Raw genomic sequence first — 23,429 nt, 5'->3', positions numbered from 1 at the left:
GGCGCCACGGGTTGATCTCAGAGGTGCTGGCCTGTGCAAGTGCCCTGCCGGCTGGATCAGAAAGCCTCAACGGTAGAATGATGGTCAGACCCCCCAAATCCGTATGGGCGCCATCAGCAGGCCGGCCCGGCGAGAAGTGGTTCAAGCATTGCTTGGCAACTGCACCGGAATTCCTTGCCCGCGGCCGATTCCGTAATACTCGATTCCCAGTTCCGCCATCAGATGCGGATCGAAAAGGTTACGGCCATCGAAGACTAGCGGATGCTTGAGTAGCTTCCGCATCTGCTCGAAGTCCGGACTCTTGAACTCGCGCCATTCCGTGGCAATCAGCAGCGCATCCGCATCGCGCAACGCATCCACCTGGTGGTTGGCGAAACTCAGCCCCGGGAGATCGCCGAATACCCGGCGCGCTTCGTCCAATGCGACCGGATCGTACGCCCGGATCACTGCACCGCGCCGCAGCAGTTCGTGCACGATCACCCGACTCGGCGCTTCTCGCATGTCGTCGGTGTCTGGCTTGAAGGCCAGCCCCCAGAGGGCGAAGCTGCGTCCCTGCAGATTCTCACCGAAGCGCAAGACGACCTTGTCGACCAACACCCGCTTCTGGGTTTCGTTCGCCGCTTCGACCGCGGTCAACACGCGGAGCTCGATGCCCAGGTCGTGGCCGGTGCGCACCAGCGCCTTCACATCCTTCGGGAAGCATGAGCCGCCGTAGCCGGTGCCGGCGTAGAGAAAGTGCGTGCCGATGCGTGGATCGCTGCCGATGCCATGGCGTACCAGTTCGATGTCCGCCCCGACGCGCTCGGCAAGCCGCGCCAGCTCGTTCATGAAGCTGATGCGCGTGGCGAGCATGGCGTTGGCCGCGTACTTGGTGAGTTCTGCACTGCGGGTATCCATCAGTTGCAGCTTGTCGCGGTTGCGCGAAAAGGGCGCATAGATTGCACGCATCAGCAGCGTCGCACGTTCGTCATCGGCGCCAACGATGATGCGGTCGGGGCGCATGAAGTCATCGACCGCAGCACCTTCCTTGAGGAACTCGGGGTTGCTGACCACGGCAAAATCCAGGTTGATGCCGCGTTCCGCCAGCACTTTCTGCACCGCTGCGCGTACGCGGTCGGCAGTACCGACGGGGACCGTGCTCTTGTCGACGATGACCTTGTAGTCGGTCATGTGCTGTCCGATGCTGCGCGCGGCCGCCAGTACATACTGCATATCGGCTGAGCCATCTTCGTCGGGCGGTGTGCCAACGCCAATAAACTGTAGCGTGCCATGATGAACCGCGGCGAGGACGTCGGTAGTGAATTGCAGCCGCCCGTCCGCCACATTGCGCTTCACCATCTGTTCCAGGCCGGGCTCATGGATCGGGATGCCGCCGCTGTTGAGAATCTCGATCTTGCGTGCGTCGAGATCCAGGCACACGACATGGTTGCCCATTTCGGACAGGCAGGCCCCGGTAACCAGGCCAACGTAGCCGGTGCCGATGATAGTTACCTTCATGGCTGTTGAGCTTCCTTTCAGGCTTTGTAATAGTCACGGTACCAGTCGACAAAACGCGCGATACCCTCGGAGAGCGGCGTGCTCGGCGCGAAATGGATCCATTGCCGGAGGGCGGAGGTGTCGGCGTAAGTTGCCGGCACGTCACCCGGTTGCATGGGCAGCATCCGCTTCTCGGAACGACGTCCGAGCCGTTGCTCGATGCAACCGATGAAGTCCAGCAGGGCCACTGGCTGATGATTGCCAATGTTGAACACCCGGTATGGCGCATCGCTGGTTGCCGGATCGGGATCGGCAACAGTGTACCCCGAATCTGTCTCCGGCACACGGTCAGTGACTCGCACAACGGCTTCGACGATGTCGTCCACGTAGGTGAAGTCACGCTGCATCTGACCGTGGTTGAAAACGTCGATCGGTCGGCCTTCGAGGATCGCTCGGGTGAATAGGAAGGGCGCCATGTCGGGTCGACCCCAGGGGCCATAGACGGTGAAGAAGCGAAGGCCGGTGGTCGGCAGGCGGTAGAGATGGCTGTAGGTATGCGCCATCAGTTCGTTGGCTTTCTTGGTCGCGGCGTAGAGGCTGACCGGATGATCGACGTTGTCACGTTCGGCAAAGGGCATTCGTGTGTTGCCGCCGTAGACGCTGGAACTCGACGCGTACACCAGATGCTGAACCCGGTGATGGCGGCAGCCCTCAAGGACACTCATGAAGCCGACCAGGTTGCTGTCAACGTAGGCCTCGGGGTTGACCAGCGAGTAGCGCACTCCCGCCTGGGCGGCGAGATGGATGACTCGTTCGAAGCGTTCGCGCGCAAACAGCGCAGCCATTGCGGCCCGGTCGGCGATGTCCATCGCGATGAAGCGAAAATTCCCGTCGCCGGCAAGGCAGGCCAGGCGCGCGCGCTTGAGCTGGACGTCGTAGTAATCATTGAGGTTATCGATGCCTACGACGGTGTCTCCTCTACGAAGGAGGCTCAGCGCAGTATGCATGCCGATGAAGCCGGCGGTGCCGGTGAGGAGGATTTTCAAGTCGGTAGACTCCAGGAATCAGGGGCGCTGCAAGGTAGCCTCACGGTGGATGGCTCGAAAATGCGTTTCCAACACCGTTACCCTTTGGTCCCAGGTGTTCTCCTCGGCATGTCGGCGGATCCGAGTGCGGTCCCAGGGGTGGCGAATCGCATTCCCAATCGCGACACATAAACTCTCCGCCTCGTCGAACGGCACGATTTCACCCAAATCCGGCGAACTGACGACCTCACGATTGCCGCCTACGTCGGTGGCAATCACCGGCAGGCCGCAGGCCATTGCTTCCAGCAAGACGTTGGCCCAGCCCTCGTTGCGGGTAGACAGGACGAAAACGTCGGCGGCCGACAAGACGCCGCTCAAGCGATCAGGCGGCAGGGGGCCAAGAAACTGCACGCAGTCGGTCAGTTCCATCGACCGGCACTGCTCCTGCAATCGATCCGTCCAGTCGCCCTCTGGACTCGGGCCGCCGACGATGAGGTACCGTAGGTCGGGAAACTGCTGTCGAAGTATCGGCAGGCACGCGATGACGCGATGGAAGCCCTTTCGCTCGACAAGGCCACCCACCGTGATCAGCACTGGCGCGCTTGCAGGCAAGCCGAGTTCCAGCCGTGCCTGGTTGCGGGGTACGATGCGAAACCGATCGATATCCACACCATTGCCGACGACGGTGACATGGTTCTCCGGTACGCCGAGTTCGAGCGCGACCTGACGCAAGGATTCAGACACCGCGAAGACGTGGTCGACCCTGGTCAGAGATCGTTGCAGCAGTGGGCGAAGCACTGCGTCGCGTGCGTGTCGGGATTCAGTCCCTCGTAGCGTGACTGTCACCGGCACATTCAGCCAGCGTCCCAGCAGACACGCAGCGAAACCATCGGGGTAGGCAAAGTGGGCATCCAGGATGTCGAGGCGGCCAGAACGTTTGAGTTCGCGCATGCGGGCAAAGGCACCGATCGCCATGAAAAATCCGTCAAATCGCTTGAGCAGGCCCGGGAGACACAGGAAGCGGGGGAACCAGACTTCCGTGCCCTGCTGTAGCTCGAATTCCGGAGCGCCAGGGCGGAATCCCGGTCGCCAACGCCGCAGCAAGGATTGCAACGGGAACCATGCCTTTGGGGAGACTACGGTCATCGGCAGATGCCGACCGACGCGGAACATGCGCTCGCGGACAAAAAGACCGGCAGTCGGTTGTCGGCTGCTCGGGAAAAGACTGCTCAGTACAACCACCTGCGGTTCTTCCGCAAGCATTCTTGCGACTGCTGGCCGCGTGGTGGTGCCGACGACGGGGGACACTGCGTCTGGGCTGCGCTGAGCGATGTGATCGGGGTTGGCGCTCACACCAGAACCTCGGCAGACGTTCGAGACTTGAGGAGATCCAGCGGGCTGGCCTTGAACCGATACGCTCCCAACTGAAAAATCATCACCAGATCCCCGAGGTTCGCCTCTGGCAGGCACATTCTGTTAGCCAGCAGATCGAGCGGGAGGCATAGCAGGTCAACGACTAAAACCGCTTCTATCGTGCCGGGTATTGTCCGGGTGACGACCGCGACCAGGAAGGTCGCGCGCATCCTTTCGTCGAAACTGCCCGATTCCGATAAGTGGAGGCGCAGACCACAGTGGGCCATCAGTTGCGGCTCCTGCTCTGGACGCCAGGCTGCAGGAGATCGTCCCCGTGCAGCCACTCTAGCGGAGCGCTGCTGGCGGGCGGCAATTGGGGTTGGGATGATGCGCATCACGCTGTGGCTCATCGAGTGCTTGCCGTAGGCGAGCGTGATGGCGTTTGCTCTCTGATCTGCGGAGCGAGCTATCGGTTCTGGAGCAGCTTGCATCGGTCATTGTTTCGGGGCGCTGAAGGATAGGTGATGGAGACGGATTTTAGCGGCAAGACACCCCGCTACTGTGGAATTGTTCCCATTGGTGCCGCTGTTTTCAAGCCGCTTAGCTTTCTTTAACCCAAAAACCGCAGTTAGCCGACTCCATTCGCATGATTTCCCAGCAACCGATGCGTTGATGGCCCACCGATGCCGGCGAGAATTTGCTTGAGGTGATCACAGACACGATGCCAGACTGTTTGGTGCATCTCTCACACTGATGTCCGGCGAGGAGGAAAAGGCACCACGTTTGTGGGGAAGGAGTTAGTTCTACTTTGTCAGATTGCCTTTCAATCCGATGCTGAGAGCATGGCGGCTTGCTTTCTGTAGGCGGATTCCATGGCTTGGTGCCGCCGTTGATGCCTGTCGATGATGGATTGCGCGAGGTCTTCGTCGGTGACGATCTTGGTGGGCAACCGATGGCGCATGATGTCCACCAAGTCGCGGCAGGAGAGCAGTTCAGCCGTCTCGCGATGGGCGAGGCGCTCCTTGGCCAGGAACATGGTCGCGATCATGACCAGGGCCATGTGATGGTGCCACGCCTGCCAGCGGCGGACCTGATACTCGGCCATCCCGCAGGCGCCCTTGGCCTCCCGGAAGGACTGCTCGACGAAGTGGCGCGCTCCCTGCATTTCCGCCAAGCGGCGCAAGGAAGCCCTCGGCTTGGCATTGGACAGGCCAAACTTGAGTTTCGTCCCATCGAGCTCCCGTCGTACCAGGAGATGCCAGCGACTCGCCGACGGTGCCTCGCCGTCCCAGACCCACACCCACTGGGTGAGATAGTTGGCCATCACCTCGCCCTTCTCGCCGTCACGGATCGACAGACACCCCCAGGCGGATGCCGACTGCGAGGCTGCCCACTCGGCCACCGTCATGGGCACCGCCGCGGTCTGCAGCCGACGGGGCGCTCGACCCTTCGACGAACGACGAGCCACCACGGTGGGTGCGGGATCCTGGAGATAGATCGCCTGATCCGAATGCACCTCGGCGAAGAAGCTCTCTCCCTCGCCATACAGTTCCCCGAGCAGCCAGGGCAAGTGCCCGTAGCCGCCATCAAAGGCGACGAACGAAAAGTGCAAGCCTTCCCGCCTCAGGCGCATCACCATGTCCAGGGCGATCTCGCCCTTGGTGCGGAACGTCTGTGCCTCCTCAGGCACCCCCACCGCCTCGCAACGTGTCGTATCTTTGGCCCACGTTTCCGGCAGATACAAGTCGGCATCCACCACGCTCGCCACGCCATCGCGTGTCACCGCCGCGAAGACGCCCACCTGACAGTTATCGACCTTCCCCAGGCGCCCGTTCCACTGCCGCGCCACGCCCGCGGACAGGTTCCCCTTTTTCCCGAACGCGCTCTCGTCCAGGAGTAGAGCGCTGGGGTAGCCGAAATGCGTGTTGGCATCGACCACCAGTTGCTGAAGCACCCCGCGCCGATCCCAGTTGGACTCGCTCAGCATATGATGCAGCGGCTGATAGCGGCTGTCGGCTACGGTTTCCGCCATGCACTCCAGGTTACGGCGCGAACTCTGGAACAGCCCGTGCAGATACTGGCGCGCCGTGTCTTCTACCGAACGCGTCCGGCTTTGAAAGCAGTGAAGGTACGGCGAGAAGTGCGAATCGAAGTGCTCTAATGCCGAAGCGACCAGCGCAGATATGCTATCGACGTATTGGAGTTGACATTGTCATTTACAACTCCATGAATAGATGGAACAATCACGACATATGACATTCTACCACATGACAAACGTAAATCACGGGAAGGTGAATGCGAATCTGACAAAGTAGAAATAAGGATATGGGGTAAGTTGTGTATAAGGATATGGGTCATACGTCAGGGCTGTTGGACAAGGCTGGTCTTGGCATTCTGAACAGAAATCCCGTACAAAGTAAAGCTTGCGTATTCAGTTCTATCTTCCACGACCAATGGCTTGGCATAGCGCTCCTGCACTAATTGCTGAAGTTGCTCAACATTATTATGAGATGCCACCAAGCTGAATCGTCTGCCGGAAGCAAGGCATTCCAGGAAGCCTCCGCAACCGCTTGCCAATTCTTGCTCTCTCAATTCAGGCAGCAGGTACATGGAACCTAAGAATATTATCCGCGGCGAGCGGCTGCCAACATCGAAAGGGCGATAACCTGCTCGCAAATTTATTTCTCCTCCAAAGGCATACACCAGCTTCTCGGACTCTAACATCTGGACATCTTTTTTCCAAGCCTGTTCTTCATAGTGTAATCGCATGCGATCGCTGCAAATAATAAGCGCCACTGGCGCCAACATTGCCATAGCTATGCATAAGGCAAGACGGCTTATTCTGCGCGCCCTAGGCGGTGAGCTAGCTTGAATGCTAATAGACGCAAGGAAAAACAGCCCGGCGGCGATCCCGCCAGCAACTCTCTCCGGGAATGGCCTAACGAATGATGCCGAAGCAAGATAGATCACAACAAACGTGCCGACTCCGACAAGAATAGCGTTTCGCATTCTGGAAAAAAAAGACATCCAAGTAGCCGCGAGCAGGAACCAGAAAAACAACTGCTCAGGCAAATTTTTGATGGATTCTATTCCGGCCCAGTATCGCGCTCTTAATACATGTTCGAATGGTACGCTTTCCATGAGCGCATACATTCTGGATGGCTCCAGCATGCTTAAATCACCAAAAAACCACTCACCTAATAGTCCTATATCGTTTTCTGTGAAGCCCGTTGTCAGGAACCCACGATAATAACGGATCGCTTCGATGTACCCGTAATTCTTTAGAGTCGCTACGGGATCGTTGAGCCGATAAAACTCCGATAACCAGGTATCCTGAAGTCCATACGACGCCAACGCATGCAAAAGAATGACTGCAGCTATTGCAGAAAAAAAGCCTATAATCCATGCCCTATTCAGCAAAGCACGTGATCGAGCGTTCCAGAGCAGTATCGGAAAAAGGCATGCTGCGGCGGCGGCGGCCATGCTTACACGAAAGAACATCGCCATCAGAATCAGCACCGCTCCGAACATCCATTCTCTTGGTGTTGGTTCCACATCGCCGCGGCCGGCCCATAGGACTGCAGCACATGCAACCAAAAAACCAGACACATACGTGTATTGGAGTTGTAGGATAAACGGCGCGATCCCTGCTGAAACAAGCACCCATGCAAACGGCCCCTGCTCATCCTTTAGTAGGCGATACCCGACAGCAATGGTGCCAATCAAAACACAGCCAATCAAAAAGATTGCGTAGGAATATCCCGTTTCAAGCAGCCGCACAACACTCAAGATCTGCCCAATTATTGGGTGCATATAGGGCATGGCTTCAACAGGGCGCTCCAAGATTCCGTAACCTTCAGCCAGCATTGCATAATAGACATCGTCATGTACTTGCCAAACTGGACGTATAATAAATAACGTCACGATCAACATTGCGACAAGAGCTATCACGCCATACCCTGGAGTGCGGGAGCATCCAGGCAGAACCAGGATCTTGGTTCGATGAATGAGTACTTGCATAATCAACAAAAACCTTAAGCCAGGTGTTCTCAAGGGTGGAGGATGTCAATCAAGTGCGTCGATAAGTGACAACATTTTCCTAATGATATGTGGCTGCTCCTCTTCCAGCCCCAGCCACATTGGCAAACGTACCAGTCGCTCACTAACGCTGTCGGTGTTTGCCATGTTGCCGGCCACTCGGCCTAAACGTTGCCCATAAGGTGACGAGTGCAAGGGGGTGTAATGGAATACGGTGTTGATCTGGTCTGATCTTAGCCGTTCAATAAAGGCCGTGCGATGTTCCAAGCTCGGCAAGAGCAAGTAATACATGTGCGCATTATGGCCACATTCACGAGGCATCAAGGGGCGCCGAATTCTCCCGGCCTTTTCCAGACCAGCAAACCATTGGTGGTAGTTAGCCCAGATGTCTAGGCGCCGCCTAGTGATGGCGTCCGCCTCCTCCATCTGAGCCCAGAGAAAGGCTGCAATTAACTCCGAAGGCAAATAGGACGAACCCAGGTCCACCCAGGTGTACTTGTCCACCTGGCCGCGGAAGAACTTGGAACGGTTCGTGCCCTTTTCGCGAATGATCTCGGCCCGTTCGGCGAGGGCTCGGTCGTTGATGAGGAGAGCACCCCCTTCTCCGCTGATGATGTTTTTGGTTTCATGGAACGAGAGCGCCCCCAGGTGTCCAATTGAGCCGAGGGGACGTCCCTGGTGGCTTGCCATTATCCCCTGGGCGGCATCCTCGATAACGAGCAGGCCATGCTTGCGGGCAATAGCCATGATTGAGTCCATCTCGCAGCCAACCCCGGCATAGTGAACCGGAACGATGGCCTTGGTCTTCTCGGTAACAGCCGCCTCGATCCTGGCTTCGTCAATGTTCAGCGTATCGGGGCGAATATCGACAAAAACGGGCACCCCACCGCGCAGAAGGAAGGCGTTGGCGGTTGAGACGAAAGTATACGATGGCATGATCACCTCATCTCCCGGCTGGATGTCCGCCAAGATGGCTGCCATTTCCAGAGCAGCGGTGCAGGAGTGGGTAAGCAGAGCCTTGTAGGTTCCGGTCCGTCTTTCCAGCCAGTCGCTGCACTTTTTCGTGAAGCTGCCATCACCGGCCAGGTGGCCATTGGCATGAGCCTGGGCGATGTACCAGAGTTCCTTGCCGGTCATGTAAGGTTTGTTGAAGGGGATCTTCATACCACGCATTCCATGATCCAATGGGTGTAAGGTATCCACTTGCGGTGCCTTAGCGTGCCATCGACCCGAGAAAAGGACCCGGCAGCTAGGTTGCGGTAGCCGTCTTGAGTGCGGACGTTCTGCCCGCGGTCACGGAGGATGAGGTGGCGAGCGATGGCATTCTGCCCCGGGGCGAGACAGGGATCAATTGTGATCACGCGGCCTCCCTCCACCAACGCCGCCCGCGCGAGACTAAAGATCTCAATAACCACCGGGTCGTCGAGGTGGTGCAGCACTCCTAATGCAATCACTACGTCAAACCTTGGCAGCTTCTCCAGTTCTACTCGGTCTAGTTGTTTGCACTCAAAATGAGCGTGATGCCCGAAGCGTTTCCTGGCCGCGCCGATGTATCTCTGGCTGATGTCATAACCCCTATACTGCACGGTTTCCGGAAGGAAGGCTAGGATTTCCGCAGTACCACAGCCGATATCCAGGATACGGCAGCCCGCTTGCGGGCGGATGAAGTTGTCCACCAGATCACGCCGGACAGCTTGGGCGCCCATGATGTTCTGCAGCTTGTCATAAACCCGGGGGTGTGAGAGGGTGGCTCGGATACCGCTAGTGATCTGGCTCATGGGCTATCCCCTCGCGATGACGATAATTCCGAGGATCACGAGGGCGCCACCCACCAGCTTGGCACAACTCAGACTCTCCTGGAACAGGAGGAAACCCGCCGCCAGCACTAGGATGTAGTTCAGGCTGACAAAGGGATAGGCGTAGCTGATCTCGAACTTAGTCATGGTCAGCATCCAGGATACGCCAGCCAAGAAGGTGGCCACGATGCCGGAGATCACCCAGGGGTTCAGGAGCAGAGCGACGATGTAGTGGACCTTGCCGGGCATGTCGATGGGCAGTGCACCCGCTTCTGTGACCTGCCAACGCATGATGAGCTGGCTGTAAACGGTGAACAGAATGGTGGAAAAGATGAACGAGTGTTCGATAATCCGGTTCAATGTATATTCCTTCGTGAACGCGATGAGCGGGGGAGGAAAACGCAATCCCATCCAAGCGCAAAGATCCAGCAGCGCTGGCTACGGGCGACCATGCGCATACGGACCCGGATAGCACCCTGCTGTCGTGCATGCGCGAGACAACTGGACATCCCATTTCATGTCTGCGGGCTCCCACTTTCACGCCAGCCCCAGATGTACCAGGGTGCGTCGGGCCCCACATTGAACAGTAAATCCAGAACGGACACCGCATGCTCGAAGGGCGGGTAGCTCTGCGGATACTCCGGGTAGCCCGAGTAATCCTTCCAAACTAGATCGATACTCGCATCGGCGAACCGTGCTGGCTCGATGTAGTCCTTTGCGGCAGCCCCGGAGACGTAGCGAGTTGCGCCGGCTTTGGTCACGAGTTCCACAAGCCTCTCAAGTTTGTGACCCGACAAGCCATAATCTCGGGAATCCCGGAACTCGGTCTTTATACTTAGCAGATCATTTGAAACTGCACGAATCAAGTATTGATTCAGCTCCGAAAGATTGCGCCACTGTCTCCCGCGATAGACTTCCTCGAAGAACGGCTGATAGTGCTTGAAATAAGCGGACTTCCCGTAGTGATGCTTTAGAAGATCCCAGTGGTTTTTCTGCCAGGCAGCATCTTTGATTGCGACCTCACAAATGAGCCGATGTAGATCAGTACCTACCGGGATAGTGATCCATTGAGCACCTCTCGGTGTCTTGATTTTGTTTCTGTTTCGCCAGTCGTTCTTTGTATACTGAAGATCGTCGTAAAAAATGAAGACATCTGCATCATGGACTAAATCGAAATAGCCTTTCCATGGGATGTAATTCGATTGGAGAACCACAACGGTTTTCATGAGAAAAGCGGCCCTGGGCTAAGATGTTTGCAATCCAGAAGCATATACAGGAGATGTTCCGCCTGCTCCGGGCTACAATAGCGGTCATTGAACAGATTGATAACATAGCGATGCAGCGTTTCGGCTAACGGTGCCCTGCCCGGCCCGAACATACCGGCCAGTGAATCATAATGGCCGCTGGCAAAAAGACCCCCTCGGCGAATGGCGTCGAGCGCGGCCTCTTTGTTTCTGACCTGAATGTTGAACCTCCATGACTGAAACACGCTCGGAAACTGGAGATCCTGCGGTAGTCTGGAAGCATAGATCGAATTAGTGACGAGCTTGATCCCCGAGGCCACACCCAATTCCTGCTCCACCCGCACCCGATACGACTCCCAGGACTCCCGGGGTATGGCGGTATCCAGCCAATCGCTATCACGGTATGAGAAGGATGCGCGCGTACGCAGGGTACGCTTGTATCGGTTGGTCACCTCGTCGAGATCCTCGTCACTGTAGTCGGATCCCGTGTGGGCATAGCGCATGTCGTCGCGGAGCACGCCGTATCCTCCGAAGCCGATGTCGACATACTTCGCATAGCCCGTGCTGAAGAGCGCGGCGTCGGAATGCGGCGCTAGCGTGCCGCTGAAATCAGGTGGGCACAGGCAGCGGTCGTCCACGATGAGCGCATCCGGAGAACGGGACTTGATAGCGGAAAACAGGTCTGTTGTCTTGAAGACAGCACCATAGGTCCTTACGTAGAGTATTCCGGCGGGCCTGTTGTTGGGGACGGACCAACGATCAATAATCGCATCGTGATTCATGCACAGAGTATCTCGCGCGATGTCAATGAATTCGAAGGGGCGCTGTGCCTTGAAGAAGACCATGGGAACAATGGGACAAACATTAGCCGGCAAGAGGAACGGGCCTCTAACCTCATGCGAACGCAAGAGATTGAATAGGACTGTTGAGGCCCTACTTTCGAATACAATCATCGCCTCGGCCTCGCAGGCACGCCGTATGCGACCACTCCTTGCCCGATGGACTGCACCACAGTGGACGCCATCCCGACGAAGGCGTAGTCGGCAATGACCATTTTCTCCCGGACGGTCGAGTTGAGACCGACGAATGCACCGGTTCCGACTCGAACGTGCGCACCAATGCATGCGCATGCGGCTACGAACGCTCCATCTCTGAAGTTTGCCTCATGTTCGACAACCACATGCGAGTTGATGATGTTGAAATCGCCCAGAGACACGCTGTGTTGCAGACAAGCGTGAGACAGCACGACATTGCCATGCCCCATTGATACGGTACGGGAAATATAGGCGGACGGATGGACAAAGTTGGCGAAGCGGGTGACAGGGATGCCGAGTTCGCGCAGCAGCGCTACGCGTTCAAACATCACGTCCGGCCGATAGAGCGCGAAGATGAAATCGGTCTCCGTGTCGCGGAACTTCGTCCAAGCCTCCCGAACGCCGCACACTACGCGGAATCCTCCGATCTCTTTGCCAAGTGACGGATCGTCTATGGCAAACCCAAGGACTGTCGTGGAATACCCGAATCGTAGGCGCGCATCCTCAATTTGCTCCGCAATATTGATCGCGGTTCCCTTGCCGCCGATGATCACGACCCGTCTCAGACTCATGAGCGTTCACCTGTCCACGTACGATGCCCAACCAGAAACAAAGGCTTCCTGGAAGACTTGAAGTTCATCCGTCCAAGATACTCACCAAAGACGCCGAGAATCAATAGCTGAATGCCGCCGAACAAGATGATAGCAGCCATGATGGAGGCGAAGCCGCTCACTGTGATCAAACCGAACACCCTCCCTACCACGATTACGCCCAGCCAGCCCATGCCAACCAAGAAGAACAGTAGGCCGATCCAGGAGGCAAGGCGCAACGGCAGGTCGGAGAAGGTGACGAAGATATTAACGGTGTGGGTTAGAAGTTTGCGGAAGGTGTAGTTGCTGGTGCCATGGGCGCGGGTCCCATGGGGAACTTCGACCGTGGCATAACTGTTGGTCAACCAGGACAGATAGCCGTCCACAAAAGGGAATGCAGAGTCGAACTGGACCAAGGCGCGGCCGATGTCACCTCGCATGAGCCGGTAACTGGTATAGGAGTAGTTCAAGGACGGGATGGCCTTGTTGAATAGCCAGCGCGCGGCACAGGAGGTGAGGTTGCGCCAGGACTTGTGAGTCCTTTCCGGATAGACGCCATATATTAAATCGTGGCCTTCCTGGGCTACTTTGTAAAGTGCAGGAAGATTTTCCGGGGTCTGTTCCAGATCATCGTCCAAGGTGGCGATCCAATCCCCGCGTGCGTGGGCGAATCCGCATATAGTGGCTGCGTGCTGCCCGAAATTTCTGCTGAGCCGGATGCCCCGCACGCGCGGATCCGTGCGAGCCAGTTCTTCTATAGCCTCCCAGGAACGATCCCCGCCGCAATCTTCCACCAAGATCAATTCGAATTCTGAGTCCAGAGGCTCGACTGCCTCGACGATACGGCGGTGCAACTCGCGCAGGGTATTCTGGGAGCGATAGACCGGAACGACGATGGAGAGGGTGGGTGCCGGCTTGTCGGAGTTATGCTGCATGGCTAGATCCATCTTGTGCGAGTTGCCCACATAAGGTTCGGAAACTGTTGCGCCAAGGGGATGGACAAACCCATCTTGCGCCGCCAGATGATGTCGTGGGCCTGATGAGACCCCGAGCCGCAGCTGCTGAGCTGCCCAGGGCTGCGGTGATGGACGGTGTGCGGCCTTGTTCCCGCTGGACGCGGGCGCTGCGGAAACTGTAGCCGGAGTGCAGCGGCAGGAAATGGTCCAGGACGTGGCGCATACGCAGGCTCATGTATTAGACAGGTCCGTTACATCGCCATGGACGGGGACAGCCGAAGGGCCACGTGTTTGTGTCCGGGAAAGAGAAGGGATGCGAGATCCAGGGGCACCACCAAAAGTATATGAGCTCCCGTGAAGCGCGTGAATATCGAGCCTTGTCCAACACCCCTGACACATGGCTTAGCCTGATCCACATCGTCTGCCGTTGGCACCCGCTCTTGCCGCTGGGGTGGTCAGGTCGCGGGTAGAGGGTGGACAGGAAGCGCTGGTGGCGGGGGTGGTGTGGAGTCAAATCAGGAGGCTGTCGAGAGGTCATTTGAGTGAGGCCTGGGTTGTCCAAGCGCCGCGGGGTTTCGTTCACGCAGGATCTCCAGTAGGTATTCTCCATAGCTGCTCTTGGCGATTTGAATGGCCAACGAGGCCAGTTTTTCTGCGTCAATATAACCGAGGCGGAAGGCAATCTCTTCCGGACAAGCGATGATGAGACCCTGTCGCTTCTCCAGGGTCTCGACGAAGTTAGAGGCTTCCAGCAACGCTTCGTGGGTGCCCGTATCCAGCCAGGCGACTCCACGACCCAGGACCTCGACCGAGAGCTTGCCCTGCTTCAGATAGGCGCGGTTCAGGTCCGTGATCTCGAGTTCGCCGCGGGCAGAGGGCTTCAGGGTGCGCGCAACATTGACCACCTTATTGTCGTAGAAGTACAAACCGGTCACCGCCAGGCGGGAGCGAGGTCTTGCCGGCTTCTCTTCGATACTGATTGCCCTGTTCCCGGTGTCAAGTTCGACGACGCCGAACCGCTCGGGATCTCTGACCGGATAGGCGAAAACCGTTGCGCCTTCCAGACGCGCACGCGCTCGGCGAAGCTTGGTCAGCAGGTCCGACCCATGGAAAACGTTGTCACCGAGGATAAGTGCGCAGGACTCACCGGCAATGAAGTCCTCGCCGATCAGGAAAGCTTGCGCCAGACCACCGGGCGACGGCTGAACAGCGTAGGAGATGCTGATGCCCCAGTCGGCGCCGCTGCCCAATAGTTGCTGAAAGCGAGGGGTATCCTGCGGCGTGGAGATGAGCAGGATGTCGCGAATACCCGCCAGCATCAGGGTGCTGAGCGGGTAGTAGATCATCGGCTTGTCGTAGATCGGCAGCATCTGCTTCGACATCGCTGATGTGACGGGGTAAAGGCGGGTGCCAGAACCACCGGCGAGGATGATGCCTTTGCGAACGATTTGCTCGTCCATTGTCACGACTCCTGGCGTGTTGCTACGAAAAACCGACTGGTGGCGCGTGTCGCTGCACGGGGCGACGAGCTGGGTTGGCGGCGTCCTGCCGGAGATCTGACGCCAGCGCTCACACCACCACCTCGACGCAAGCCGGATGTCCGAGAAAAGCCTGCGGGCTTGCCGTCATGCCATAAGCCCCCGATTGAAAGATCACTACCAGATCTCCTGGTTCGGCTGCGGCAAGTTCCATCCGATCAGCGAGCAGATCCAGCGGCGTGCACAGCGGTCCGACGACCGATACCGCTTCACGCCTGTCGACCGTCATCCGGTTGCCGATGGCGACCGGGTAGTTCTTGCGGATCACCTGGCCGAAATTGCCTGAGGCAGATAGATGGTGGTGCAGGCCCCCATCGGCGATCAGGAAGGTATGGCCACGAGAGATCTTACGGTCGATTATGCGTGAAACGTAGATGCCGGCTTCGCCGACCAGGTAACGTCCAAGCTCGATCACCAGCTCGGCCTCCGGTAACTCGCGCGCGGCGCGCTCGACGATGATCGCTAGGTTGGCACCGATCGGCGCGAGATCGAGCGGTTGTTCGCCGGGAAAATAGGGAATGCCGAAGCCGCCGCCGAGATTGAGGAAGCGCACCGGTGATGGCGCCGATCGCGCGAGGCGCAGGGCGAGTCCATAGCTCTTGCACTGAGCTTCGACGATGGCTTCCGGTTTCAGGTTCTGGGAGCCGGCGAAGAGATGGAAACCCTCAAAGGCGAGTCCAGCTCTCCCGATTTCGGCCAGCAGTTCGGGTACCTGCTCGGCGTCCACGCCAAACTGCTTGGGGCCGCCGCCCATTTTCATTCCTGAACTCTTCAGCTCGAAATCCGGGTTTACGCGCACGGCGACACGCGCCGGGCCACCTGTCTCGTGACTGATCTTCGCCAGTTCAGTGACTTCGCGAAAGGATTCGACGTTGATCAGGATGCCGGCAGCGACAGCCTGGCGTAACTCTACAGTCTGCTTTCCAGGGCCGGCAAAGCTGATCTCGTGGGGATCCGCGCCGGCGTCGAGGGCTACCTTCAGTTCACCGCCCGATGCCACGTCGATGCCATCGACCAGGCTGGCCATCTGGCCGACCAGCGCCGGCATTGGGTTGGCCTTCATCGCGTAGTGCAGCTTCACCGAAGCAGGTAGGGCGGCCCGCAGTTCGGCGACCCGCCGCTTGAGCAAGGAGCGGTCGTAGGCGTAAAAAGGGGTTTGCCCCACGCGCGCGGCCAGCCGGGAGATTGGCATCCCGCCGATGACAAGTTCGCCATTTTCAACAGGGAAATGCGTCATCGGTGCGTGGATCGGCGCAGCCCTCGTGATCGGGTTACTCATGGCTGGCACGCCGGCTTGACATCGACGCCGGCTTCCTGTGAACTCGCGAGGAATTCACCAGACAGCGCCTTGCGGTCTATCTTGCCATTGGGGTTGCGCGGCAGGGGGCCTTGCCGGACGACGATGCCGGCCGGCACCATGTAGGCGGGCATCCGGCTGCGGCATTCGGCAAGCAGTTGGGCGGCATCGAGGCTACCGCCCTGTGGGGGCGTGACGATCACCTGTATGGCTTGGCCGAGCGTCGGGTGATCCACACCGAAGGCGACGCACTCGCCGACGAGTTGGGTGGCGTAAAGCACTTCCTCGACCTCGGTCGGGCTCACCCGGTAGCCGGAGGTTTTCATCATTTCGTCACGGCGACCGATGAAGTAGAGGAAACCCTCTTCATCCCTGCGCACCGTGTCGCCGGAGAAGACGGCGATTTCGGGCAGCACCAGCCCGGCGTCGCGGCCCGGCGTGCTGGCGGGCAGCGGCTTGTAGCGCTCGGTGGTTTTCTCGTGGTCGTTCCAGTAGCCCATGCCGACCAGTGCGCCACGATGGACCAGTTCGCCGGGTTCGTTCGCCGCGCAGGGCGAACCGTCTTCGCGCAGGACCAGGATTTCAGCATTGGGGATCGCCTTGCCTATCGAGTCGGGTCGCCGGTCGACCTCGTCGGGCGGCAGGTAGGTCGATCGGAAAGCCTCGGTCAGGCCGTACATCAGGTAGGGCTTGCTCTTCGGCAGACGCTTGCGCAGGGCGGCCAGCGTATCGCGTGGCATGCGCCCGCCAGTATTGGCGAAATAGCGCAGATGTTCGCCGACGGCGGCGGGCCATTCGAGTTGGGAGAGCTGGATGTAGAGCGGAGGTACCGCCGTGAGACCCGTCACCTGCTCGCGCGCGAGAGCCTGGAGTACATCCTGCGGCAGCAGGTAGTTGAGCAGCACGACGCGAGCGCCGGCGTGGAAGGCTGTCGTGAGCTGGCTGAAGCCGGCATCGAAGGACAGCGGCAACGCGGCGAGCAGGGTGTCGTCAGCGTTGTTCTCGAGATAGCTGGCGACGCTCTTGGCGCCGGCAACCATGTTGCGGTGCGAGAGAACAACTCCCTTCGGCTTGCCCGTACTGCCCGACGTATAGAGGATCGCTGCCATGTCGGTGTCGATTACCCGGTGACCACTCTGCCCGCCAACTTGCAGGAGATCATCCCAGTGCAGCCAGGCCAGCGGTCCGCCGCTGGCGGGCAGCGGGTCGGGGTTGACCACGATCACGTGCCGCAGGTCGTGGCAGGTGGGCACAACCGAGGCCAGCAGCGACAGGCGCTCGGCGGAAGTGATCAGGGCTCGCACATTGCAGTCGCGCATGATGTAGGCGACCTGGTCGGCCTTGAGCAATGGGTTCAGCGGAACAAAGACGCAGCCGGCGGCGGTAGCGCCAAAACTGGCGATGACGGTCTCCAGGCGCTTCTCGAGGTAGATGGCGATCCGCTCGCCGCGTTGCAGGCCGAGGCCGACGACGCCGCTGACGAAACCGCTGATCGACTGCAGCAGCAGGTCGTAGCTTATTGACTGCTTGCCATAGGTGAGTGCGATGGCCTTAGGCTGGCGAGCTGCGGTGTGGCTAACTAAATCGGGGAGTAGGCAGGAATCGGTCATGTTGTTGGAAGGCCGGGGCGATGTGCTGGAAACGGATTTTAGCGAGAATGGGCTTGACGACCGTGAAATTAGTCCGGTTGGCGCAAAAAGCAAAGGTACAGACGTTTCGCTGGCCTTGGGCACTGCGAGTTGGCCTTCTTGGCAGCAGACTTGTGCGTCGAGCGTCCCCACGTTTGCTCGGCACGGTTCTATTGCAGGGCGTTCTTGCAGCTCGCAAAGCGCGTTCGGGTTTTTGGCGGTACTGTGGATGAAAGATCCAGTTCGCCGGCTGCACACTCATGGAAAAGGACACCATCAAAGTGTATGGTACACTTTGTTCGGGCGACTCGGCGCCGTTGGCTGATCAGTTGATTTGATCTCAGGAATGCTTCTCGCATTTTCCAGCCTGTTTGTGGACTGGTGATGGTGCAGGCAACGGTTGGGAGCGAACACTGGATCTTAGTCATCCATTCGGGGGAACGGCCAATCTGCGGATATGCAGTTAAGGCGTACAAGGTTCCATGCCGGTCTTGCTACCCCGGGTGAAAGTGATGCTCAACGGCATGACCCAACGTATCGACACAACGGACGCAAGGCAAGACGAGTCAGCTATGCAAAGGCCGATCTACACGGGGGGGGAAGGATCACCAACTGACCTTAGGTCGGGCCGTAGCTGTCCCGCACGGGCAGTCCCATGAAGTGTCAATGGGTCTCGGTTCCCTGCGACACCGGCCGATGCCGCGTGGCTGTGTTCTCCGTGGTTTCTGCGCGCTCGATGAATCCCCCTTTGCCGACTGTATTCGGCGGCACGCAAACTTGAGATGAATTTGCCTGACACGGTGGCTAAGCCGGGGCGTGAGCGGTCGCTCAGAAAGCACCGGTCGCAAGCGTCCGTTACAAGGGTCGCCGGGATGATGTACGGTGCGCTGTCGTTTATCTGCGCGACCCTGTGTATGGCGCTCGCTTGGCATCACCCGCTGTCAGCAGCGCTTGCCGTGCTCATCTGCACCGCACTGGCAATGCTCGCTGCCGGGCAACCGCTGGTCGGGCTGGCGCTGTTGCCGGCGGCGCTGCCAGTCATCGGACTGATGCCATGGACAGGCTGGCTGACTGTCGAGGAGCTTGACCTCGCTGTGCTCGCCGTAGCTGCCGGTGGCTATGCGCGACTTGCTCTTCGCCCACCGCCAGCAGCTACTGCCGCGGGCGCGACGGCGATGAAAGGCTTGCTGCTGTTCAGCTTCGCGGTCGCGTTGATCGTCAGTATGGCGCGTGGTTTTGCCGATGCCGGCGGCCTCAACTGGGGCTGGTGGCAAGGCTACCACGAGCCGATGAACAGCGTGCGGGTGGCGAAGAGCTTCTTTCTCGCAATACTATTGGTACCGCTGTGGCGTACTCAGTTGCGTGCGACCCCCGATCGTGCTGAGCGTTGGCTCGGAACCGGCCTAGCCGGCGGATTGCTGATGGTCGCGATACCGGCGCTCTGGGAGCGCTGGGCCCACACTGGTTTGGCGAACTTCTCTAGTGATTACCGGACGACGGCACTCTTCTGGGAAATGCACGTCGGCGGTGCAGCGTTCGATGGCTTCCTGGCGTTGACCATGCCGTTCGCGGTGCGCGAACTGCTTCGCCAGGTCGAGCCGTGGCGCTGGGCTCTGGCGGCAGCTGCCGTTGTGCTGGGCGCCTATGCGTGCTTGACCACGTTTTCGCGCGGGGTCTACCTGGCGGTGCCGGTCGGCTTGGTGGCCATGGCCGGCTTGCAGGCTTTGTCGTCTCGTCGGATAGGCACTCGCGCTGGTGCTCCGGTGACGGGCCAGGCGGGCGGGGTGGCCGCAGTCGTGATCTGCGCTGCGTTCATTGCGGGCGCCATCACTATCTTTCCGACCAGTGGCTACCGCGGAATGCTGGCGCTGTTCGGCGCGGTGGTGCTGCTGCTGCCAATGGCCGTCTGGCTGCAGCGAACACCGGCGCGTGGTTGGGCAGTGGGAGTGGCGGGGGGCCTGTCGCTATCGTTGTTGCTGGCTCTGGTGGCTTATGCGCTGCCGAAGGGGCCTTACCTGGTTTATGCGCTGGCCTGGGCGGCAACTGCGGCGGCGTTGCTCTCGCAGCGGTGGCCGTCGCCGGCATTGCTGGTGCCGTGGTGGGGGGCGCTGATTTTGACAGCCTGGCTAGCCTTGCTGGCATCGATGCTGCTCGTGGCTACCCATTGGGGCGGCGAGCCGGCACTTTCGCCGATGGCGGTGGTGGTCCTGCTCTTGCTGGCGTTTGCGGTGGTGAGTGGTCGTGGCACGAAGCCGCGCTGGCCCCAATCGCTGCGGTGGCAGGGGGGCGTGGCCGGCGCTATGGTCGTGCTGACGATCATGGTCGGAGTGATGCTCGGCGGTGCGTACATGGGCGATCGTTTCACTACTGGCGGCCGCGACCTTGACGACCGCTTGCAGCACTGGGCGCAAGGGCTGTCCTTGCTGAACGACCAGATGGCGTGGGCTTTCGGCAAGGGCACCGGCCGCTATCCGGCCAACCATTTCTTGTCCGGCAAGCCTGAGGATCAGGTCGGCGACTACCGCCTGCGCGAAGAAGGTGGGGCGCGGCATCTGGTGTTGACCGCGGGCAAGCACCTTATCGATTGGGCCCAGTTGTTGCGCGTTTCCCAGCGGGTGGGCCCGTTCACAGGCCCGGTGACCATGAAAGTGGACGCACGGTCAGATGTCGCGGTCACGCTGCACTTCGAGATCTGCCGCAAGCACCTTCTTTACGATGACGGCGACTGCGCGATCGCTTCAGTGCCGGTCAAGGCGCAGGCCGGGCTATGGCAGTCTCTAGTCGTTCAGCTGCCCGGCAAAGGTCTGTCCGGCGGCGACTTTTTCGCGCCGCACTTCTTGACCTTTTCGGTCGCCGTAAAGGAAAGCGGTCGCTCGGTCGAACTCGACAACTTGCGCGCCATCGACGCCAGCGGACGCGAACTGTTGGTTAACGGCGACTTTGAAGGCGGTATGGCGCGCTGGTTCTTTTCCAGCGATCGGCACCACATGCCTTGGCACATGAAAAACATGTTGCTGCATGTTCTGTTCGAGCAGGGCTGGGTCGGGCTAGTGCTGTTCTGCGGCCTTGTCTTGTCAGCACTCTGGCGGGTGTCATGGGGTAATGCGCGCGATCACACGCTGTCACCGGCGATCGGGGCCGCCGTGCTTGGATTCCTTGTTGTCGGCCTGTTTGACAGTTTGCTCGATGCGCCGCGCGTGGCCTTTCTGTTCTACCTGTTGCTCATGATAGCGCTCACGCTTCCAGCGCAAACTGCTCTGCCGCGCGGGAGGGCTTCCGCGCCACCCTGAAAAAGAGTCGATTCGCCCTGCAAGCCGAGCCAAGTGACAAGGACGCCAGCCGCGCTCCCATCCTCGCTTTGGCAAGGCTTTTGCACTCCATCATCGTGGGGGTCGAAAGTCGCTGCGTTTCCTGGCCGCGCAGCCATTGCTCGAACATAGTCAGGATCCAGACCATCTCGCCGTAATAGCCCGGGTGTTCCGGCAGAAGTTCGCCCATCAGTTTCTGGATGAAGTCTGGGCGAACGATTCCCCGTTTCGCGAGGGTGTTCAGTGAATCCTCGACAAGTTGTCTCAATCCTGGCGTGCGGGTCGTCCAGACGCCGAATGGCAGTCCGAAGCCCTTTTTCTTCTTCCTGATGATCTCATCTGGCAGGAAGCCGCGCAACGCTTCCTTGAAGAACCAGCGCAGCCTGAAGCGGCGAAGTTTCCAGTCGGGCTGGAGGGCCATCGAAAAATCGGTCAGGCGGTCGCTTAGCAAGGGATAGGCGACCGGGATGCCGGCCATCTGGGTGGCGCCGCGCACTTTCGGCAGATCACTGTCAGCCAGCGTGTAACGCCAGTCGTAAGCGAGCATGCGATTGATCAGGCTTGGTGCATTACATTCGTTCCAGGTGGCCTGCATGTGTCTTGACGGCTCGCCAATATCGATCTGAGCAAGAAAATCAGCGGTGAGCACGTTCGCCGGATCAAGTTGCGTGATCAGATTGAAACTCTCCAGGCGATCGGGCATCGGCACGCGTGAATGGCGGACATAACCAGTGGCCTGCTTCAGGCCCGGGATGCGTCGCAAGGGGCTGTTGTCGGCGCACATCGGCTCGATCAGTCGCCTTATTCCCTTTGGCGCTGCATGGTAAAACTCGAACAGACGCTGCATCGCGTAGCGCGAGTTGCCGCCGAACAGTTCGTCGCCGCCGTCGCCGGCCAGCATCTTGGTGCAGCCGTCGGCCTGCGCGTTCCTGGCGCAGTAATAGGCCGGCAGGGCGGAGGAGTTGCCGAAGGGTTGATCGTGGTGCTGTGCGACCGCCGGGATGCTGGTCACCAGGTCATCCGGTGTCACGTAGTACTCATAATGCTCGCAGCCAAAGTGCTTCGCCGCGAGGCGGGCATACACCATCTCGTCGTAGCCCTCGGCGTCGAAGCCTATAGAGTAGGCGGGTGCCGGCTTGCCCGTCACCTGGCAGAGCATGCCTGCCACCGTCGAGCTATCGGTGCCACCAGACAGGAAGGCGCCAACGCGTTGGTGGCCGACGACATCTTCGGCGATGCTGTCACGGATCAGGTTGCGGAAGGTGTCGCGCGCAGCAGCGAAGGGCTGGCGATGTTGCTCGTCAAAATGTAATGACCAGTGGCGCGTCTCGCGTGCGCCATTGCGGTCAACGAGCACGCCGTGTGCTGCCGGTAGCCGGCGTACCTGACGGAAAATGGTACGTGGTGCCGGGATCATGTGGAAATAGAGGTAATCGAAGATCGCCTGCGGATCAAGTTCATCGCCACGCCCGTGAACGCAGTCGGCACGATCGGAGAAAGCGAGTGTCTTGCCGTCGCTGCGATAACAGAGGGTCTCGATGGCGAAGCGGTCAACGGCCAGGAAGACGCATTCGCGCCGCGTATCGACGATGGCCAGGGCGTAGGCGCCTCGGATGCGCGAGGCGACGTCCGTCCCGTTGGTATGCCATGCCTTCAGGATTTCTGTCGCAAGTCCCGATGGTCGCGAAGCGCCAGCTGCGTTTTCGCTCTCGACCGAGGGCGAACCAATTACCGCGCAAATCGCATGGGTGTCGCGGGCAACCTCATCGCCCCGCAGCGCAAGCGACTTGATCAACATTGGCGCAGCGTCAGCGTCGAAGAGGCTGATTAGATCGATTTGGCCAGAGAGTCTGTCTTTCATGGAATCTGTGTGGGCTGCGGTTGATTGCATGGTCGGCTTCGTTGTCTATGAGGTCGCATCCCCATTGGTGCTGGTTGTTGTGTGCAGGTGTTGGCGGATGACCATTGCACTTGTAGGCAAGAACAAAGTCGTGTCCTCCGCGGATGTGCCAGACCAGATGCTACGTCAAAGTGATCAGTCGTGCCGTGTCAGATTTCACTGTGAGCGATCATCAACACCACCGCAGGTATTCGCGTGGACGTCGAGTTGGCTGGCCGGCACCGGCTGCCGAGCTGGTAACTTTCG

General features: G+C 59.2%; 18 protein-coding genes. 1 reads left to right on the top strand and 17 read right to left on the bottom strand.

The genetic code is table 11. The annotated features are described in order from the left end of the window. Positions 1-141 precede the first annotated feature (141 nt). From V5B44_RS18080 to V5B44_RS18005, 16 genes are all read right to left on the bottom strand, one after another. Complete coding sequence (locus tag V5B44_RS18080; RefSeq protein ID WP_332360376.1) at positions 142-1,497, bottom strand: UDP-glucose dehydrogenase family protein; 1,356 nt, start codon at positions 1,495-1,497, stop codon at positions 142-144. A gap of 17 nt (positions 1,498-1,514) precedes the next feature. Beyond that, the gene (locus V5B44_RS18075; RefSeq protein WP_332360375.1) at positions 1,515-2,522 is read right to left on the bottom strand and encodes an NAD-dependent epimerase; all 1,008 of its coding nucleotides are present in this window, start codon (positions 2,520-2,522) and stop codon (positions 1,515-1,517) included. An 18-nt stretch (positions 2,523-2,540) separates the two neighbouring features. Then, entirely contained in the window at positions 2,541-3,764 is a 1,224-nt protein-coding gene (locus V5B44_RS18070) for a glycosyltransferase (RefSeq protein ID WP_332360374.1), read from the bottom strand. Positions 3,765-3,850: 86 nt separating this feature from the next. Beyond that, positions 3,851-4,252, bottom strand: coding sequence for a hypothetical protein (locus tag V5B44_RS18065; protein WP_332360373.1), 402 nt, complete (start codon positions 4,250-4,252; stop codon positions 3,851-3,853). A gap of 425 nt (positions 4,253-4,677) precedes the next feature. Continuing rightward, on the bottom strand, positions 4,678-6,030 hold the full coding sequence (locus V5B44_RS18060) for an IS701 family transposase (RefSeq protein WP_332360440.1): 1,353 nt from the start codon (positions 6,028-6,030) through the stop codon (positions 4,678-4,680). A gap of 185 nt (positions 6,031-6,215) precedes the next feature. Continuing rightward, a complete protein-coding gene (locus tag V5B44_RS18055; protein ID WP_332360372.1) occupies positions 6,216-7,805 on the bottom strand; it encodes a hypothetical protein in 1,590 nt (529 codons plus the stop codon). Positions 7,806-7,919: 114 nt separating this feature from the next. Further along, positions 7,920-9,056 (bottom strand): dTDP-4-amino-4,6-dideoxygalactose transaminase, encoded by a 1,137-nt coding sequence (gene rffA, locus V5B44_RS18050; protein ID WP_332360371.1) that lies wholly within the window; start codon positions 9,054-9,056, stop codon positions 7,920-7,922. After that, entirely contained in the window at positions 9,053-9,670 is a 618-nt protein-coding gene (locus V5B44_RS18045) for a class I SAM-dependent methyltransferase (protein ID WP_332360370.1), read from the bottom strand. The genes rffA and V5B44_RS18045 overlap by 4 nt, the downstream gene beginning before the upstream one ends. A gap of 3 nt (positions 9,671-9,673) precedes the next feature. Continuing rightward, on the bottom strand, positions 9,674-10,048 hold the full coding sequence (locus V5B44_RS18040; protein WP_332360369.1) for a hypothetical protein: 375 nt from the start codon (positions 10,046-10,048) through the stop codon (positions 9,674-9,676). A 155-nt stretch (positions 10,049-10,203) separates the two neighbouring features. Then, positions 10,204-10,914 (bottom strand): WbqC family protein, encoded by a 711-nt coding sequence (locus tag V5B44_RS18035; protein WP_332360368.1) that lies wholly within the window; start codon positions 10,912-10,914, stop codon positions 10,204-10,206. Continuing rightward, complete coding sequence (locus V5B44_RS18030) at positions 10,911-11,714, bottom strand: hypothetical protein (protein ID WP_332360367.1); 804 nt, start codon at positions 11,712-11,714, stop codon at positions 10,911-10,913. The genes V5B44_RS18035 and V5B44_RS18030 overlap by 4 nt, the downstream gene beginning before the upstream one ends. 167 nt (positions 11,715-11,881) lie before the next feature. Continuing rightward, positions 11,882-12,520: a sialic acid O-acetyltransferase gene (locus tag V5B44_RS18025; RefSeq protein WP_332360366.1), complete on the bottom strand. Its 639-nt coding sequence runs from the start codon at positions 12,518-12,520 to the stop codon at positions 11,882-11,884. 14 nt (positions 12,521-12,534) lie between these two features. Beyond that, on the bottom strand, positions 12,535-13,491 hold the full coding sequence (locus V5B44_RS18020; protein WP_332360365.1) for a glycosyltransferase family 2 protein: 957 nt from the start codon (positions 13,489-13,491) through the stop codon (positions 12,535-12,537). 536 nt (positions 13,492-14,027) lie between these two features. Further along, entirely contained in the window at positions 14,028-14,972 is a 945-nt protein-coding gene (gene rfbA, locus V5B44_RS18015) for a glucose-1-phosphate thymidylyltransferase RfbA (protein ID WP_332360364.1), read from the bottom strand. 109 nt (positions 14,973-15,081) lie between these two features. Next, positions 15,082-16,329: a pyridoxal-dependent decarboxylase, exosortase A system-associated gene (locus tag V5B44_RS18010; protein WP_332360363.1), complete on the bottom strand. Its 1,248-nt coding sequence runs from the start codon at positions 16,327-16,329 to the stop codon at positions 15,082-15,084. After that, positions 16,326-17,957: an acyl-CoA ligase (AMP-forming), exosortase A system-associated gene (locus tag V5B44_RS18005; RefSeq protein WP_332360362.1), complete on the bottom strand. Its 1,632-nt coding sequence runs from the start codon at positions 17,955-17,957 to the stop codon at positions 16,326-16,328. Before V5B44_RS18005 ends, V5B44_RS18010 begins: the two co-directional genes overlap by 4 nt. A 974-nt stretch (positions 17,958-18,931) precedes the next feature. Here V5B44_RS18005 and V5B44_RS18000 point away from each other — a divergent pair. Next, on the top strand, positions 18,932-21,265 hold the full coding sequence (locus V5B44_RS18000; protein WP_332360361.1) for an O-antigen ligase family protein: 2,334 nt from the start codon (positions 18,932-18,934) through the stop codon (positions 21,263-21,265). On the opposite strand, the gene V5B44_RS17995 is transcribed toward V5B44_RS18000, so the two are convergent. Then, positions 21,210-23,144: an asparagine synthetase B family protein gene (locus V5B44_RS17995; RefSeq protein ID WP_332360360.1), complete on the bottom strand. Its 1,935-nt coding sequence runs from the start codon at positions 23,142-23,144 to the stop codon at positions 21,210-21,212. The genes V5B44_RS18000 and V5B44_RS17995 overlap by 56 nt on opposite strands. Between the last annotated feature and the right edge of the window lie 285 nt (positions 23,145-23,429).

Source organism: Candidatus Accumulibacter necessarius, assembly GCF_036625085.1.
Note: the sequence above shows the minus strand (reverse complement) of the source record. Positions and strands in the feature narration are given on the sequence as shown.